This window comes from Mycobacterium sp. PDNC021 (genome assembly GCF_048282635.1).
Lineage (GTDB): Bacteria > Actinomycetota > Actinomycetes > Mycobacteriales > Mycobacteriaceae > Mycobacterium > Mycobacterium llatzerense.
The window spans coordinates 2,009,290-2,024,617 of the sequence record NZ_CP182502.1 but is presented as its reverse complement, the minus strand read 5'-3'; the positions used below and the strand labels follow the sequence as shown (position 1 = coordinate 2,024,617).

Genomic DNA, 15,328 nt, shown 5'->3' with positions numbered 1-15,328 from the left:
CCGCGTCAGCCGAGGTCGGCGTCGAGCCCCGCCAGGTGCCCGACGGCCTGCGCCCGCACGACCGGGTCAGCCGACGGGTGGTTGCGCAGCAGTTGCCAGCCGTGCCGGTCGTCGCGCCCGTCGGGCAGGGCCAGCCAGCGGCGCAACAGGCCGACGTGTCCGGCCGCGGACGCCGACAGCACCGCGGTGCGCAGGCTCTCCCCCAACTCGGTGCGCAACCGGGCGATCGCCGGCGACACCGACTGCGGCAGCAGCGCACCCGAATAGTGCGACAGGGCCGCGTCGACGTCGCCGCGGTGCAGCGCGGCGAAGACCTCGGCGACGTCGCTCTCGATCGCGGTGAGCAGCCGGTAGGGCCGCGACGCCACGTACTGCGCGCCGATCACGCGGCGCAGCCGGGACATCTCGACGCGGATGGTGACCGAGTCAAGATCGTTGTCGTCCAACAACATTGCGAGATGGTCGGCGCTCAGGCCCTCGGGATGGCGGCTCAGCAGGACCAGGATGTCGGCGTGCCGACCACTGAGGGTGTGCTGGTGGGGTTGTCCGTCATCGCCGGTGGCGATCCAGCGCGGGCGGTCGCCGCCGAGCACCGTCAGGCGGGCCGTCGTCACCGGGTTCGCCGCCGGCTGGAGCAGGCGTTGCAGGGCCAGGTGGTTCTCGATGGCCATCACCGTGGCGCGCACCAAGCCGAGGGTCTGCGCTGAGGCGATCTGGCTGTCCCCGGTCAGGTCGACGCAGCCGATGAGCTCGCCCGTCGTCGGGTCGTGCACCGGCACCGCCGTACAGGTCCACGGCTGCACCAGCCGGGCGAAGTGCTCCGAGCCGTGGATCTGCAGTTCCCGGTCCAGGGCCAGCGCGGTGCCCGGGGCGTTGGTGCCGGCACTGCTCTCGCTCCAGTTGGCGCCGGGGACGAAGTTCATGGCCTCGCCCTTGCTCAGGGCCGTCGGGTCGCCTTCCACCCAGAGCAGGGTGCCGTCGGCCGCGGCGACCGCGACCATGACGCCGCTGTCCTTGGCGTCCTCGACCAGCAGCTTGCGGATCACCGGCAACGCGGCGGAGATGGGCTGGTCGGCGCGGATCTGGTCCAGGGTCTTCGGCACGACGGGCGTGAACTGCGCACCGCCGCGGTCCGGGTCGACACCCGTGGCCAGGCTTCGGCGCCAGCTGTCGGCGATGACGGGGCGGACGGCGGCGGGGTCCAGGTGCTGGGCGTCGATCTCGCCGGTGACGAACCGCTGGTGTACCGCGCGCAGCGTCGAGCCGGCCGGCGACCCCTTGGTGCGGCTGGTTCCCACGACACTCACACTCCTCGCAGGTCGGATACACACCTGCGTGGCCGCCAGGGTAGTCGACCTGGGTGTTTCGCGGCACAAGTTGGTCCCCGACTGCTGCAATGACTGTGTGGCCCCGCCCCCGGCTCTCCATTCCAGGGGCAGGACCACACAGGGTTTGTGGTGCGCTAGAAAACCCAGTCGCCGGCCGCGCGCCGGTCGGTGTCCGCGATGTCGTCGGCGCCGTCCCGGACGGCGTTGCCGAGGCTGTGCAGAATCTCGTTGAGGGCGGCCGCCGACTGGTTCCAGCGGGCCTGCTCGGCCTGGAAGGCCTCGGCGGCTTCGCGGGTCCACGTCTGTTGCAGTGGCGCGACCAATTGCCGAAGTTCTTCCAGCGACGTGTTCATCCGTGCCGACGTGGCATGGATTTGTTGGCGGACGGTGAATTCGATCTCGCCGAAGTGGTACGACAGTGCTGATTGCATGTGCTGTGTCCCGTCAGATCGTGTGGCCGGTAGCGCCGATGCGCTGGGCGTGCGTGTCGGCCGCCTGGCTCAGCACCGCGGCATTCGATCGGATGGTTTCGGCGATACGTTGAAGCGAGGCATGCAGTTTCATCGACTCGCCGTTCCACCGGTTCACCACGTCCTGGAATCGGGTCGCCGCGACACCGCCCCACACCGTCGGTGGGATGGCCGTCATCTGGCCGATGAAGTTGCCGAGCATGGCCCTGATCTCCTCGTTGCGCACCTCGACCTTGCCTGCGATACCCGTCATCAGATCGAAATCCGTAGTCAGGGTGCCACTTTGCGGAGCCGTCATGATTTCCTCTCCATTGGGTTTGATTGTTTAGACGTTTCCGGGGAACGTTCGGTTCCATTGCCGCCCATGTTTTTTCAATCGGTTCGGCGTGCAGAGCGGATGGCGGTGTCACACGCTGCGCGGACCGACGCGCCCTGGCATCCCACGGCGATGCGCACCGGGCCATCGAGCACCACAGTCCACTCGACGACCCGCCTGCCCCGCACCTCGCGGTACCGCACGGCCGCGCGTCCGGCACTGACACCGGCGTCCTCGAAGTCGACGATGACGCCGGCCGGCAGCTTCGTCGCCGCCGCTCGCAACGACCGCGCGGCCACGTCCAGCGTCTGGTCCGGCGCCACCACAGATTGAGTGAGGTGAATGATCTGGCCGCGATCATCGGGCGAAATGATCTGCAGCCGAGCCGATCCCGTGCCCGTCAGCGTCCGCTCGACCGGCCAGCGTGCCGGGACCTGTACCGCGATACGGCCTTCCACGAGCCACGTGAGGTCCGGATCTACAGCGGTGACGACTGCCGCCGGGGTGTCCCGGCTCGACAGCCCCAGTCCCACGGCACAGACGACCGCGACGGTGGCCGTGGCGACAATTGCGATGCGACCCCGCACAGCGCGCGATCCGGCCGCAGCGAGAGTGCCGTCCGGATCGCGATGGTCGAGCAAGTCGTCGCAACTCAATATCTGAGCGGTGACGCCTTGCTCCTGCAGCAGCGCCCGTATTTCAGCGGCCAGGGCCGCGACACCGGGGACGCCGATCGGCGCGTCGATCACCACATCTGTGCCCCACGCAGTTCGGGCAACGACGGCCTCTGCGGTGGCGCCGTCGATGCGTCGCACAACGAACGAGGCGGTTCCTGGCCGGGAGACCGTCACGAGGTCCTCCCCCAGTTCGACCACCGCGCAATCGGATTCGCCTGCGGCCGCACGGAGCACCTCGGTCCGCTCCTGGATGACGACGCGCGTGCCACCGGCGTGAGCGGCGGCTCGAATCCGGTCGACCCTCCACGCCAACCACCAGGTCGGGCACACCACCGTGACCGCTGATGCGGCACCGATCGCCGCGGTCATCGCATCGCGCCAGATGCGTTCGGCGGGAAGGACTGCCGCATCCAGGAGACCCAATTGCTCGTCGATGCACTCCAATGCGGACGTAACAAGTTCGGCGTCGATATCCCCCGGTCCGATGATGGTCGCCGGCCCCACCACCACAGCCGTCATGGCGGATCGGTCCAACCGATTTGGACCAACTGATCGGGCCGCCCACGACGCGTCACGACGGCCCGGCCGGGCGGAAGCGTCATCGGGCGCGCGGCGCCCAGCAGCGGCCCTTCCTCGGGACCGGTGCTCATGATGATGCCGGTGGCGCCCAGGTCACGCATGCGCGACAGGAGCGGGTCAAACATGGCGCGCGCGGCCCCGCCGGAGCGGCGTGCGACCACCACGTGGAGTCCGATGTCCGATGCGTGCGGCAACAGGTCGAGCAAGGGGCTCAGCGGATTTCCCGCCGCACTCGCGACCAGGTCGTAGTCGTCGACTACGACGTGGATTTCGGGACCGGACCACCAGGATCGGTCCCGCAGCTGCTGCTGAGTGATGCCGGGTCCCGGCAGCCGGGCGGTGAGCAGCGACAGCGCGGCCGCCAGTTCTGTGGCCGCCGTGACAGTCGACATCGCATAGCCGAACAGGTGCGGCGGCTCCACCACGCCCAACAGCGATCGCCGGAAGTCCACGATCAGCAGCTGGGCCCGATCCGGGTCCGCCTGTCCGATGATCGCGTGGCACAGCGTCCGCAGCGCGGATGTCTTGCCACAACCTGTGTCGCCGAACAGGATCAGATACGGATCGTCGTCCAGATCGAGTGCGAACGGTTGCAGTTCCTCCTCGGCCACTCCGACGACGTACCGCGGCGGCGCTTCCGCGGCGGCCACCAGCTCCGCGTAGTCGACATGCTGTGGAAGCAGCTCGATGACCGGCGCGGGACCCGAGGGATCGGTCGCCATCCGGTCGAGCTGCGGCAGCGCGACCACGAACTCCTTCCCGTCTCTGGTGAGGCCGCGACCGGGTGGGCACGTGCTGAGCAGCTGGGCACGACGACGGTCCATTTCGGACTCCGTCGGGTCACCGAGCCGCAACTCGATCCGGGTGCCGATGTGGTCTTTCAGCATGGGGCGCAGCTCAGCCCACCGACTGGCCGTGAGCACCACGTGGACGCCAACCGACAGCCCCTGCGCCACCACTGCGGTGATGGTGTCCTCGAGCGCATCGAAGTCGCGGCGCAGCACGGCCCAGCCGTCCACCGCCAACACGACCTCACCATAGTCATCCGGAAAAGGCACCCCAGGTCCGTGCTGCTGCCGAAAGTCCTGGCGACGGCGGCACAGGGTGAACAGTTGAGACACGATGCGCCGCAGTAATTCTGGCTCGTTCCGGCCGGCGACGGCGCCGACCTGAGGATGCCGCCGCAACGCCGTCAGCGCACCGTCACCCAGATCCAGGCCGTAGACGCTGAGCCGTGGTGTTGTTGCGGACAGGCCGAGCACCACTGTCTGCAGCGCAGTCGATTTTCCTGAGCGCGGGCCGCCGACGATCGCCACATGTCCACCGGAGCCACTCAGGTCGATGACCAGTGGGTCGCGGCGCTGCTGAAATGGGTTGTCCACCAGACCGATCGGAACACGCAACGGATGGTCCGCGCCGGCCGCCAGCAACTCGGACAATGCGGGCGAGCCCGTCAGCGGTGGCAGCCAGACCTGATGGGCTTTCGCGCCGAGCCCGGTCAGCCGGTCCAAGGTCATGTCCATCAGGGTCGGGCCGGCCGACGGCTCCGGCGTCACCGCCGGGACTCCGACGGTGAACAGTCCGGGCACCGGATCGTCGTCGTCGCTCGATGGGGCCGGCCCGGATACGAACGTGGACTGAAATCGCAACAACTTTCCGTCCGCAGTCCGCAGCAAGCCGGCACCCGGTGTACCGGGCAACTCATGCGCGTCGGTGACCCCGACGACCGCACGGGACTCGGCCGCCGAGAAGGTCTTGAGGCAGACCCGGTACGAGAGGTGGGTATCCAATCCACGCAGGCGGCCTTCGTCCAGTCGCTGGCTGGCCAGCAGCAGATGAATGCCCAGTGATCGGCCGAGCCGTCCGATGGCGACGAACAACTCCGCGAAATCCGGATGCTGGCTGAGCAATTCGGAGAACTCGTCGACCACGATGAACAACGCAGGCAGCGGTGCCAGGTCGGCACCCGCCGCGCGGGCCCGGCGGTAGTCGCCGATACCGGACAGATTCCCGGCCGCCCGCAACAGCCCTTGGCGCCGGGTCAACTCGCCGGCGAGGGCGTCGTGCATCCGGGCGACCAGATGTGCCTCTTGCGCCAAGTTGGTGATGACCGCCGCGACGTGGTTCACCTTCTCAAAGCCGAGAAACGTTGCGCCTCCTTTGAAGTCGACGAGGATCAGGTTCAGCTCGTCGGGCGAGTGCGTGCTGATCAGCTCCAACGTCAGCGTCCGCAACAGCTCGGATTTCCCGGAACCCGTTGCGCCGATACACAAGCCGTGCGGACCCATGCCGTGCTCGGCCGGCTCTTTGAGGTCGAGTTCGACCGCCGCCCCGGTGTCGTCGGTGCCGATCGGCACGCGCAGACGTTGCCGGGCCGGCCGGGGCGACCACGTGGGCGCCCAATCATGTTGCCGCCGCACAATGTCCGCGCTGCGGGCCAGTTTGTAGCGCGCCAGTCTGCGCGCACAGACCTCTGCTTGTGCTGCCGTCAGCGTGTCGGCGGTCGAGCAGGGCGCGAGCGTCGACGCTGAACCCGAGCCGCCGACCACCAGCAGCGTCACCGCCGCCGTGTCCTCGAACCGCACGGCCGAGGCAGCGTCCACCAGCACCACCAGGTGGCAATCGGCGATGGCAGACACGGCGCCGAGTTCCGGGAAGCGCAGCGGCACCCCACCGATGACGCCCGAACGGTAATGGTGCGGTAGCCATTTCAGCCAGTCCCACTCACCTGATCGGGTGACTAAGGCGATCTTCACCTGATCCGGTCCGTGCCACAACGCCAGTTGACAGACCATGGCGCGTACCCGTCCCTGGGCATCGCCGCCGCCGACGTCGATACGCCGATACCGGTTCACGGCGACGGTCACGGGGACATCGGGCACTGTGGCGGCGGTTCGCAGCAGCCGATCGAATGCCGAGGCGGTCAACGGGTCGGCGACTCCGTCATCGGCGACTTGAGTCGGCACCAGCGTGGTGCGGAGCGGGCGCTCGCCGATGCCTACGCGGATCTCGGTGAAATCGTCGTCATTCCAACTGCGTTGCCACATCCGCTTGGTGCCGGCCACGGTCCACAGCGCGCCGGGCGGTGGATGGTTGTGATGCAGCCAACGATGCTGTTCGGCGGCAGTGCGTCCCGCGCACTCACCGATCGCGTCCAGATACACCAGGTACTCACGACGATCGGCATCGATCTCACCGGCCCGGCGCGCACCGCGCGACCCGAGAACGGTGCTACCGATCATCGACAGCACCATCATGGCCGGGAAGAGCAGGAACATCGGGTTCCGTCCCGCCGCCGAACCCGACCGGAAGTAGAACACCATCATCCCGGCCATTGCCAACAGCATCAGCACGGGTGCGAGGCGGGTGACGACGTTGCCCGGCGACAGCCGCGGCACCTGCGGTGGCGTGCGGACCTCGACGTCTCCCTCCGCCGGTTCGGCTGCGGGAGATCGCGCGACTCTGGTGAATTCCATCGAACTATCAGACGCACGCGGGCGCCGTTCGGTTCCATCGAGTTTCCTGTCGGGCAGGGGTTCGATGTGCGGTTACGGTGGTATCGGGCATGTCGATCCGGGGGGTGCGATGTCCGAATCTGTTTGTCGGCTTTCGGTGCGATTCCACGGCGAACGCACCAGCGAGACCACCGATCTGGTCTTGCCGGCGGGTGCCGCGGTGGACTCGCTACTACCTGACATAGTGGCGCTGGCTCATCCGCAGGAGTCGCCCGATGGCGTGAGCTGGTGCCTGGATCGGGCTGCCGGCGACCCGATCGACGGCTCATTGTCGTTGAGCCAAAACGGCGTTCACGACGGCGACGTGCTGCAACTGCTGCGCAGCATGACCCCGGAACTCGGCGTGCTGCGGACGCACACGGCGACGATGGCCGCCGACCACGCCCCTGCTGGACCGACCGCTCATCTGGTCGGGCCCGTACTCGGGTTGTGGGCGTTGAGCGTCGCCGCCGTGATCCTGATCTGGTCCGCCATGCACGATGATCAACCCACAGCAGCCGTGGTCAGCTGTGGTGGCGCACTGGCCGCACTGACGGTGGCGTGGCGGTCCGGCCTTGGGCAGTGGCCGGTCGCCGCCGTCATACTCGCTTTCGCGGCCGGGTTCTCGGCCGTTCCGGACGGACCGGCGGCCCCGAATGTCCTCCTCGGTTCAGCGGCGGCATTCGCGGTGGCCCTCGTCCTGCTGCGAATCGGCGCACATCGCGTATCTATTGCGGCAGCGTCGTTTTCGGCTCCGATGATCGTGGCGACGGCGGCGGCGAGCGTCTGGTCGCTACCGATGGCCAGTACCGGCGTGGCCACGACCGCGGTGGCTTTGGTGGCGCTGTCGGCCGCACCACGGTGCGCTGTCACCGTCGCCGGACTCACTCCGCATTCGGCGACGGTCGCCGACGGCGACGCTGAGCGGGTCGCACGCGCGCATCTGGTGCTCACGGCGCTGGTGATCGGTGCAGCTGCGGCCGCGGCGATCGGCGCGATCGTGGTGGCGGTGGCCGCCGTGCACCGGCCCAGCACCGCGACGTTGGTGTTCAGCTGGGTGGTGGCCGCAGCGATCGCATTGCGAGCGCCGTCCTACCAGCTTCCGGCACGCCGATGGAGTGTCCTGATCGCGGGAATGATCTGCACCACTGGGGCTTTGGTCGTCACCGTGATGGTGTTTCCCGCCTGGTTGGCCTGGCTCGGTGGCGGCGTCATCGCGGTGGTTCTGGGTATCCGGCGGATCGGGCCGGTGAGCGCCACGACGGGCCGGCGTCTGGTGTATCTCGAATACGCGATGCTGGTCGCGATGGCTCCGTCGGCGCTCTGGGCCGCAGACGTTTTCAGATTGGTACGCGGCGGATGAGACACCGCGATCAGGTGATCGCCGTCGCGTTGACGGTCGCGATGACATCCGCGGCTCCGTGCGCCTACGCCATTGCCCCGAAGCCGGTTGATCACGGTCAGCTGCCCGCGCCCACGGCACCAGCGCCGCCCGGTAGAACCGAACAGTCGGACCGGTGCTCGACGGTGAAGTCGGTCGACGCACGTCCCGCAGGGCAGCTCGACATGCTCAATCTTGCTGCGGTGTGGCCGCTTTCCCGCGGCACCGGACAGACGGTAGCGGTGATCGATACGGGCGTGGCCCGGCACCGTTTGCTACCGCACCTGGTCGCGGGCGGCGATTACGTCTCGTCGGGAGACGGTACTCAGGACTGCGACGGCCACGGCACGGCGATCGCCGGCCTGATCGGCGCCACCACCTCGGGCACTGAACCCGGCGCCTTCAGTGGGGTGGCGCCCGACGCCACCATGATGGCGATTCGGCAGTCCAGCAACAAATTCCGGCTCTCCGACGATCATGAGATATCCGGTGTCGGCGATGTCGAGACACTCGCCCGCGCTGTCCGCTCGGCAGCCGACGCGGGCGCCACCGTCATCAACATTTCGTCCGTGGCCTGCATGCCCGCCGCAGACCCGCTCGACGACCGGTCGCTGGGTGCCGCGCTGGCCTACGCCGTGGATGTCCGCAATGTCGTGGTGGTCGCCGCAGCCGGTAACGCCAGTGGTGAATGCGCACAACAGAATCCACTGTCCGATCCCAAACGCCCGGGCACGCCGGACTGGGACACAGTCCTCACCGTGGTCAGCCCGGCGTGGTACGACGACTACGTGCTGACCGTCGGCTCGGTCAACACGACTGGTGCGCCATCACAATTCAGCCTGGCCGGGCCATGGGTCGACGTCGCCGCGCCGGGCGAATCGGTGGTGTCGCTGAGCGCGCAGGGCGACGGTCTCGTCGACAGCCGGCCAGACTCCCGCCCGCTGTCCGGGACCAGCTACGCCGCGCCCGTGGTGAGTGGTGTTGTGGCACTGCTGCGTTCGCGACTGCCGCAATTGTCTGCGCGGCAGGTGATGGCCCGCATCAAGGACACAGCGCGCCATCCCGCAGACGGCTGGAACGCACAGGTCGGACGCGGTGTGGTCGACCCGCTGACCGCGGTCAGCGGCGGAACACCGGCACCTGCCCCCGCGCGGGTCGCCGCCGCACAGGTACCACCGACGCCCGGTCCCGACGATCGGCCGTCGCGCCGAATCGCCTTCCTCGGCACCGCCATCTGCATCGCGGTGGCGGCCGTCGCCGTGACCGGGCGCCGCCGGTCACGGCGCTAGCTGGTCGAACGTATGGTTGTTGCCTTGCCCCTGACTGGAGGCCTGCTTGGCTCCGTACCGATTCGAATGACCACCCTCACCTCACGGGCTCGGGCGCCGGCTCCGCGGCCAACGACGATTCGCGGGTCTGCCTGCGGGCGATGCGGGCCGGTCCGGCGACATACCAGGCGGCCGCGGCAAGCAGCACAGCCAGGAAGATCCACGGCATCAGGGCTACGGGCCAGGCCGGGAGTGGATACACGTTGCGGTAGAAGACGTACCCGAGGCAGCACGCGACGGTCATCCCGATGATGACGGCAGCACCGATGCTGGCCTGTGGCGCCAGGCGCCGCACCAGAATCGGAATACCCAATCCCATCAGCATGTAGGCAATCATGTAGCCGAAGGTTCCCAGGGTTCCGGTGTAGGAATACACATCGAGCTCGTTGATTCCACTTGCACCCAAGCCGATTGCCGCGATCAGCGCCGCCACACTGAGCAAGATGATCGCAACATGCGGGGTCTTGCGGATGGGATGCGTCGCGGCCATCTTGCGGTGCACCAGCTGTGACTCCCCCATCGATCGAAGTACCCGACTGGCTGCTGTGAGCGAGCCGGTCACGCAGGCGAAGTTCGAGGCCACCGCTCCCAGATCGATGCCCAACGCAAGCCAGTGAAAGCCAAGGCCGTCGGCCAGTGTGTTCAAAGGCGTTGCATCGGCGGCCAGGTTGTCGGCACCGCCGAATCCGACAATCTGCGCGTAAGACGCGTACAGGTAGAGCGCACCGGCCAGGAGCGCACTGCCCGTGACAGCCCGTGGGATTGTGCGCTGTGGGTCTTTGGCCTCGACGGACAAACACGCGGCCGACTCGAACCCGACGAAACCCAGGGTCGCCAATACCATGCCGCTGACCACCTGTTGCACCGTGATTCCGGTGGGCATGAGCGGCGCGAGACTGAACCCATGATGAAGCAGAACCATGGTGCACACCAACAGAATTGCTCCGATAGAGAGCACCTCGAGCACCACACCGGTCCATGCGGAGACCCGGACACCGCGGATCATCATCCATGCCGCGCAGACCACGCACAGGATTTCCAAAACCACCGTGACCGAAATCGAGGTGGCGGGCGCTCCGGCGCTCACCGGTGGAGCCACTCCGAGAAGAGGTTTGGTGTACTGCGAGAATTGGGCGACGCAACCGACGGAGATGAGCAGGTACCCGAGAGCGAGACCGGTCGACCCGACGAACCCGACCGCTCTACCGAACGCGGCGGTGATATGTGAGAGCAAGTCCTCTCCCGGCCGCAACCGCGCGGCCCGAGATACGCACCAGCCCACCAAGAGCAGCACGCACAAGGAGACGGCGTAGGAATACAAGGTTCCTGCGCTGGCGCTAGCGGCCACAAGGGTTGCGCCGGAAACCATCACGGCACTTGGCGCGATGCCGGCGGTCGACTGCGCGACAAGCTCTACGCCGCTCATGCTGGCGGCCGCAAGTCCGGTATCGGCGCCCTGCTGAGCATCTCTGAGTTCTTCGAGCCGCTCGACATTGGAAATAGACGGCATTGATCGGCCTCCTCGGTGTTGGTCGGTCCACGAACATGGCACGGACCGCATGCCGGTCACGGTGGCGACGGCTGGTGTGTGTACAGGGCGAAGTAACCAAGCGGGACAACCGCTTTCGCTCTACGACTGCCCTCGGGACAGACTTTAGGACCGGGTTGTTACTAGGAGTTACGCCGAGTGTTAAATGCGCTAAAAAGAACGCTCCGCCATTCGTGACAGTCCTCACAGAAGTCGGTCAGGACTTGCCAGCGTTGAGCGCGTTCGCGATTACCTTCGGCCGCCGCGTATCGGGAAGCGAAACACCCTAACCAAAGACGCCGCTCATATCGTCAGTCTGACGCTGGATCGAGCAGAATTGGACATCCGAGATCGATGTCGAGTAGATACGTGTCCGCAGCGAGACGGCGCACGTGTCCCAGAATATCGACAAGGCGCCCATCGCCTCGTTATGGATTCAGCAAGCTGGCTGTCGACGAGGGACCGCAGGGCGGAATAGTGTTGCGGTGCATCTATATTCGGACACGGCGTGTCGACTTCTGCACCTTCGGAAACATTTCATGGCGAGCAGGCCGGGCGCAACATTGTCGACGTTGATTCCGCGGACTGCGAATTCCTTGGACCCTGCACTAGTGAAGTGCTCCACAAGGCTTTCGACGCCTCGGGTTGGCGTCGACAATCGCGCAGATTACTGCCTCTTGGCGAAAATAATTCGATGCCAGTCTTTTTCGGCAACCGAGGTGATGTCGCTCATCACGTGTTTGATGGTCAGGTATTCCTCGAACGAATATGCGCTCATATCTTTGCCGAACCCGGAAGCACCGAAACCGCCATGTGGCATTTCGGAAATGATCGGGATGTGATCATTGATCCACACACAGCCGGCCTGGATTTCGCGCGCTGCCCGCTGGGCCCGGTATACGTCGCGAGTCCATGCCGAGGCCGCCAGCCCGTACTCGGTGTCGTTGGCCTGCCGCAGTGCGTCATCGTCGTCGATGAAGGGCCGCACGGTCAGCACAGGACCGAAAATCTCATCGCGGTAGATCTCGGAGTCTTCCGCGACATCGGCAATCAGTGTCGGCGGGTAGAACGTGCCGGAACCCTCGGGCATTGTTCCGCCCGTCACGATCCGCCCGCCTTGCTGCTGCGCCCGCTCCACCATGCCGGCGATCTTGGTCCGGTGTGGCGTCGAGATCACCGGCCCCAGATCGGTATTCGGGTCATGCGGGTCTCCGGTGACGACCTTGCCGAACAGTTGGGCAACGCCGTCCACAAAGTCGTCGTACAAAGGTAGCGCCACGATGGCGCGGGTGGCCGCGGTGCAATCCTGGCCGGTGTTGATCAGGGATGCCGCCACCGCGCCATGGATCGCGGCATCCAAGTCCGCGTCATCGAAGACCACGAACGGAGCCTTGCCGCCAAGTTCGAGCTGAGTGCGGTGGCCGTGAACCGCCGCTGCTGCCATCACTCGTCGCCCGACTGCCGTCGAGCCGGTGAACGTCACCATGTCGACGTCACGATGCCCAGAAAGGGCTGCGCCGACGTCGGCGCCCAGCCCGGTCACAACATTGAACACGCCTTCGGGCAGCCCCGCTTCGCTGGCCAATCGGGCCAGCGTGAGCGTGGTCAGCGGGGTGATCTCAGCGGGCTTGATCACCACGGCACAACCAGCTGCCAACGCGGGCAGTACCTTCCAGACCGCCATCTGCAGCGGGTAGTTCCACGGCGTGATGGTGGCGACAACTCCGACCGCCTCACGCCGGATGCTTGAGGTGTGATCGGCCGAGTACTCGGCAGTGGCCTTGCCCTCGAGGTGTCGGGCGGCACCGGCAAAAAAGTCGATGTTGTCAATGCTGCCGGGAACGTCGAAGTTTGTCGCTAGCCGAACCGGTTTACCGGTCTGGCTCACCTCCTGATCGATGAGCTCGTCAGCGTTCTCTGCGGCCAGTCGGGCCAACTGCGCCAGAACCGTGGCCCGCTCGGCCGGAGTTGCCCGGGCCCAGCTCGGCTGTGCGGCGCGAGCCGCGGCTACTGCAGCGTCCACATCGGCCGGCGTCGCCAGCGCATATGACGCCACGACGACACCCGTGGCCGGATTGATGATCTCGAACGGCCTCCCGGCCGTTGTCACGATCTTTCCGTTGATGAAGCTACCTGCGACGACCTGGCCTCCACCTGCGCTCACAATCTTGCACGCTACCCCAACACTGTTGCGGATTCCACTTGAAACGTCATCACTTGCGACTGATTCCGTTGCCAACATTGCATTGAGCGACGGAATCAGTGCACAATTGAGGCCATGGCCATCTCAGATGCACAGCCCGATGCCGCTGCGATGCCTGCGCGAAGTAGCCAATCTCGGGGCGGCACCGCATTCCAGCTCGACGAACTCTCGAAAGAGATCATCGAGAAACTGCAGCAGGATGGCAGGCAGTCCTACGCCGCCATCGGTAAAGCGGTCGAACTGTCGGAAGCGGCGGTGCGCCAACGTGTTCAGCGCATGGTCGACGCCGGCGTCATGCAGATCGTCGCCGTGACCGACCCCGTTCAGCTGGGCTTCGGACGCCAGGCCTTGATCGGCGTTCGATGCACCGGAGATACCACGAAGGTCGCGGACAAACTTGCCGCCATCGCGTCCGTCGACTACGTCGTGCTGACCGCCGGAACCTTCGACATCATCATCGAAGTCGTCTGCGAAGACGACAGCCACCTGCTCGACCTGCTCAACAGCAAGATTCGAGCCGTACCCGGGGTGCTATCCACCGAAACGCTCGTCTACCTCAAACTCGTCAAACAGCAATACAACTGGGGCACCCGATGACAACCATCAATGCAGCACAACCACTTTCAACCGACCTGGCAGCCAAGGCCAATCGGCATCTCTGGGGACATTTCGCCCGTCACGGCACCGATATCGCCCCACCCATCATCACCCGCGGCGAGGGCGTCACCATCTTCGACGACCGAGGCAAAAGCTATATCGACGGGCTTTCGGGCCTGTTCGTCGTGCAGGTCGGGCACGGCCGCGAGGAACTCGCGGCGGCAGCTGCCCGCCAGGCCGAGCAACTGTCCTTCTTCCCGTTGTGGTCCTACGCAACGCCGCCCGCAATCGAACTGGCCGAACGCATCGCCAACTATGCGCCAGGCGACCTGAACCGGGTCTTCTTCACCACCGGCGGCGGCGAAGCGGTGGAGAGTGCATGGAAGCTGGCCAAGCAGTTCTTCAAGTTGACCGGAAAACCCGGTAAACACAAGGTGATTTCGCGTTCCATCGCGTACCACGGCACCCCTCAGGGCGCACTGGCGATCACCGGGATCCCGGCATTCAAGGCGCCATTCGAACCGCTCACCCCCGGCGGCTTTCGCGCACCGAACACCAACTTCTACCGGGCGCCCGATGCCTACGCACACGACCAGGAGGCATTCGGCCGGTACTGCGCCGACCGCATCGCCGAGGCCATCGAATTCGAGGGTCCCGATACCGTCGCCGCAGTATTCCTGGAGCCAGTGCAGAACGCGGGCGGCTGCTTCCCACCACCACCTGGGTACTTCCAGCGGGTCCGTGAGATCTGCGACCGGTACGACGTACTCCTGGTGTCCGACGAGGTGATCTGCGCCTACGGCCGCATCGGCTCGATGTTCGCCTGCGACGATTTCGGCTACATCCCCGACATCATCACCAGCGCAAAGGGTTTGACATCCGGCTACTCCCCCATCGGCGCGATGATCGCCAGCGACCGCCTGTTCGAACCGTTCAACGACGGCAAGACGATGTTCGCCCACGGCTATACCTTCGGCGGACACCCGGTGTCGTCCGCAGTGGCGCTGGCCAACCTCGATATCTTCGAGCGCGAGGGCATCAATACCCATGTGAAAGCGAACGCCCCGATATTCAGGGCAACACTAGAGAAGCTGTACGACCTTCCCATCGTCGGCGACGTTCGCGGTGAGGGATTCTTCTACGGCATCGAACTGGTAAAAGACAAGGCCACCAGAGAGACGTTCAACGGCGAAGAGTCCGAGCGCCTGCTGCGCGGCTTCCTGACCCCCGCACTGTGGGAGGCCGGTCTGTACTGCCGCGCGGACGATCGCGGCGATCCGGTGATCCAGCTGGCTCCACCGCTGATCAGCGGCCAGAAAGAGTTCGAAGAGATCTATAGCATCCTGCACAACGTCCTCGACGAAGCGGGGCGCCGCCTCTAGATCCTTGAGACGGGCCGAGACAGGATTTCGCGGGATCATCGGCCG

Annotated in this window: 11 protein-coding genes; 4 read left to right on the top strand and 7 right to left on the bottom strand. The window is 66.1% G+C overall.

Annotation, left to right across the window (positions count from 1 at the left end):
* Positions 1 to 5: 5 nt before the first annotated feature.
* The 5 genes from ACNO8X_RS09465 to eccCb all read right to left on the bottom strand — a co-directional run bounded on the left by ACNO8X_RS09465 (position 6) and on the right by eccCb (position 6,846).
* Complete coding sequence (locus ACNO8X_RS09465) at positions 6 to 1,298, bottom strand: GAF domain-containing protein (protein ID WP_418005058.1); 1,293 nt, start codon at positions 1,296 to 1,298, stop codon at positions 6 to 8.
* A gap of 164 nt (positions 1,299 to 1,462) precedes the next feature.
* Entirely contained in the window at positions 1,463 to 1,759 is a 297-nt protein-coding gene (locus ACNO8X_RS09460) for a WXG100 family type VII secretion target (protein WP_418005057.1), read from the bottom strand.
* 13 nt (positions 1,760 to 1,772) lie between these two features.
* Entirely contained in the window at positions 1,773 to 2,096 is a 324-nt protein-coding gene (locus tag ACNO8X_RS09455; RefSeq protein ID WP_043401934.1) for a WXG100 family type VII secretion target, read from the bottom strand.
* A 74-nt stretch (positions 2,097 to 2,170) separates the two neighbouring features.
* A complete protein-coding gene (locus ACNO8X_RS09450) occupies positions 2,171 to 3,310 on the bottom strand; it encodes a type VII secretion-associated protein (protein ID WP_418005056.1) in 1,140 nt (379 codons plus the stop codon).
* Positions 3,307 to 6,846 carry a type VII secretion protein EccCb gene (gene eccCb, locus ACNO8X_RS09445; protein ID WP_418005055.1) on the bottom strand — a complete coding sequence of 1,180 codons (3,540 nt, stop codon included), beginning with the start codon at positions 6,844 to 6,846 and terminating at the stop codon, positions 3,307 to 3,309. Before eccCb ends, ACNO8X_RS09450 begins: the two co-directional genes overlap by 4 nt.
* A gap of 109 nt (positions 6,847 to 6,955) precedes the next feature.
* Here eccCb and eccD point away from each other — a divergent pair, with 109 nt between their 5' ends.
* Positions 6,956 to 8,227: a type VII secretion integral membrane protein EccD gene (gene eccD, locus ACNO8X_RS09440; protein WP_418005054.1), complete on the top strand. Its 1,272-nt coding sequence runs from the start codon at positions 6,956 to 6,958 to the stop codon at positions 8,225 to 8,227.
* Positions 8,224 to 9,534, top strand: coding sequence for a type VII secretion-associated serine protease mycosin (mycP, locus tag ACNO8X_RS09435; protein ID WP_418005053.1), 1,311 nt, complete (start codon positions 8,224 to 8,226; stop codon positions 9,532 to 9,534). Before eccD ends, mycP begins: the two co-directional genes overlap by 4 nt.
* Before the next feature lie 76 nt (positions 9,535 to 9,610).
* On the opposite strand, the gene ACNO8X_RS09430 is transcribed toward mycP, so the two are convergent.
* Together ACNO8X_RS09430 and ACNO8X_RS09425 are read right to left on the bottom strand one after the other, a co-directional pair.
* Positions 9,611 to 11,083: an APC family permease gene (locus tag ACNO8X_RS09430; protein ID WP_418005052.1), complete on the bottom strand. Its 1,473-nt coding sequence runs from the start codon at positions 11,081 to 11,083 to the stop codon at positions 9,611 to 9,613.
* A gap of 685 nt (positions 11,084 to 11,768) precedes the next feature.
* Positions 11,769 to 13,265, bottom strand: a complete 1,497-nt coding sequence (locus ACNO8X_RS09425) for a gamma-aminobutyraldehyde dehydrogenase (RefSeq protein ID WP_418005051.1) — start codon at positions 13,263 to 13,265, stop codon at positions 11,769 to 11,771.
* Positions 13,266 to 13,379: 114 nt separating this feature from the next.
* Here ACNO8X_RS09425 and ACNO8X_RS09420 point away from each other — a divergent pair, with 114 nt between their 5' ends.
* Together ACNO8X_RS09420 and ACNO8X_RS09415 are read left to right on the top strand one after the other, a co-directional pair.
* Positions 13,380 to 13,901 carry an Lrp/AsnC family transcriptional regulator gene (locus ACNO8X_RS09420; RefSeq protein WP_418005050.1) on the top strand — a complete coding sequence of 174 codons (522 nt, stop codon included), beginning with the start codon at positions 13,380 to 13,382 and terminating at the stop codon, positions 13,899 to 13,901.
* A complete protein-coding gene (locus tag ACNO8X_RS09415) occupies positions 13,898 to 15,283 on the top strand; it encodes an aspartate aminotransferase family protein (RefSeq protein WP_418005049.1) in 1,386 nt (461 codons plus the stop codon). Before ACNO8X_RS09420 ends, ACNO8X_RS09415 begins: the two co-directional genes overlap by 4 nt.
* Positions 15,284 to 15,328 lie beyond the last annotated feature (45 nt).

Coding starts and splice junctions, on each gene's coding strand:
- ACNO8X_RS09420 (WP_418005050.1), top strand. CDS start 13,380: ATGGCCATCTCAGATGCACAGCCCGATGCCGCTGCGATGCCTGCGCGA.
- ACNO8X_RS09450 (WP_418005056.1), bottom strand. CDS start 3,310: ATGACGGCTGTGGTGGTGGGGCCGGCGACCATCATCGGACCGGGGGAT.
- ACNO8X_RS09430 (WP_418005052.1), bottom strand. CDS start 11,083: ATGCCGTCTATTTCCAATGTCGAGCGGCTCGAAGAACTCAGAGATGCT.
- eccCb (WP_418005055.1), bottom strand. CDS start 6,846: ATGGAATTCACCAGAGTCGCGCGATCTCCCGCAGCCGAACCGGCGGAG.
- mycP (WP_418005053.1), top strand. CDS start 8,224: ATGAGACACCGCGATCAGGTGATCGCCGTCGCGTTGACGGTCGCGATG.
- eccD (WP_418005054.1), top strand. CDS start 6,956: ATGTCCGAATCTGTTTGTCGGCTTTCGGTGCGATTCCACGGCGAACGC.
- ACNO8X_RS09415 (WP_418005049.1), top strand. CDS start 13,898: ATGACAACCATCAATGCAGCACAACCACTTTCAACCGACCTGGCAGCC.
- ACNO8X_RS09455 (WP_043401934.1), bottom strand. CDS start 2,096: ATGACGGCTCCGCAAAGTGGCACCCTGACTACGGATTTCGATCTGATG.
- ACNO8X_RS09460 (WP_418005057.1), bottom strand. CDS start 1,759: ATGCAATCAGCACTGTCGTACCACTTCGGCGAGATCGAATTCACCGTC.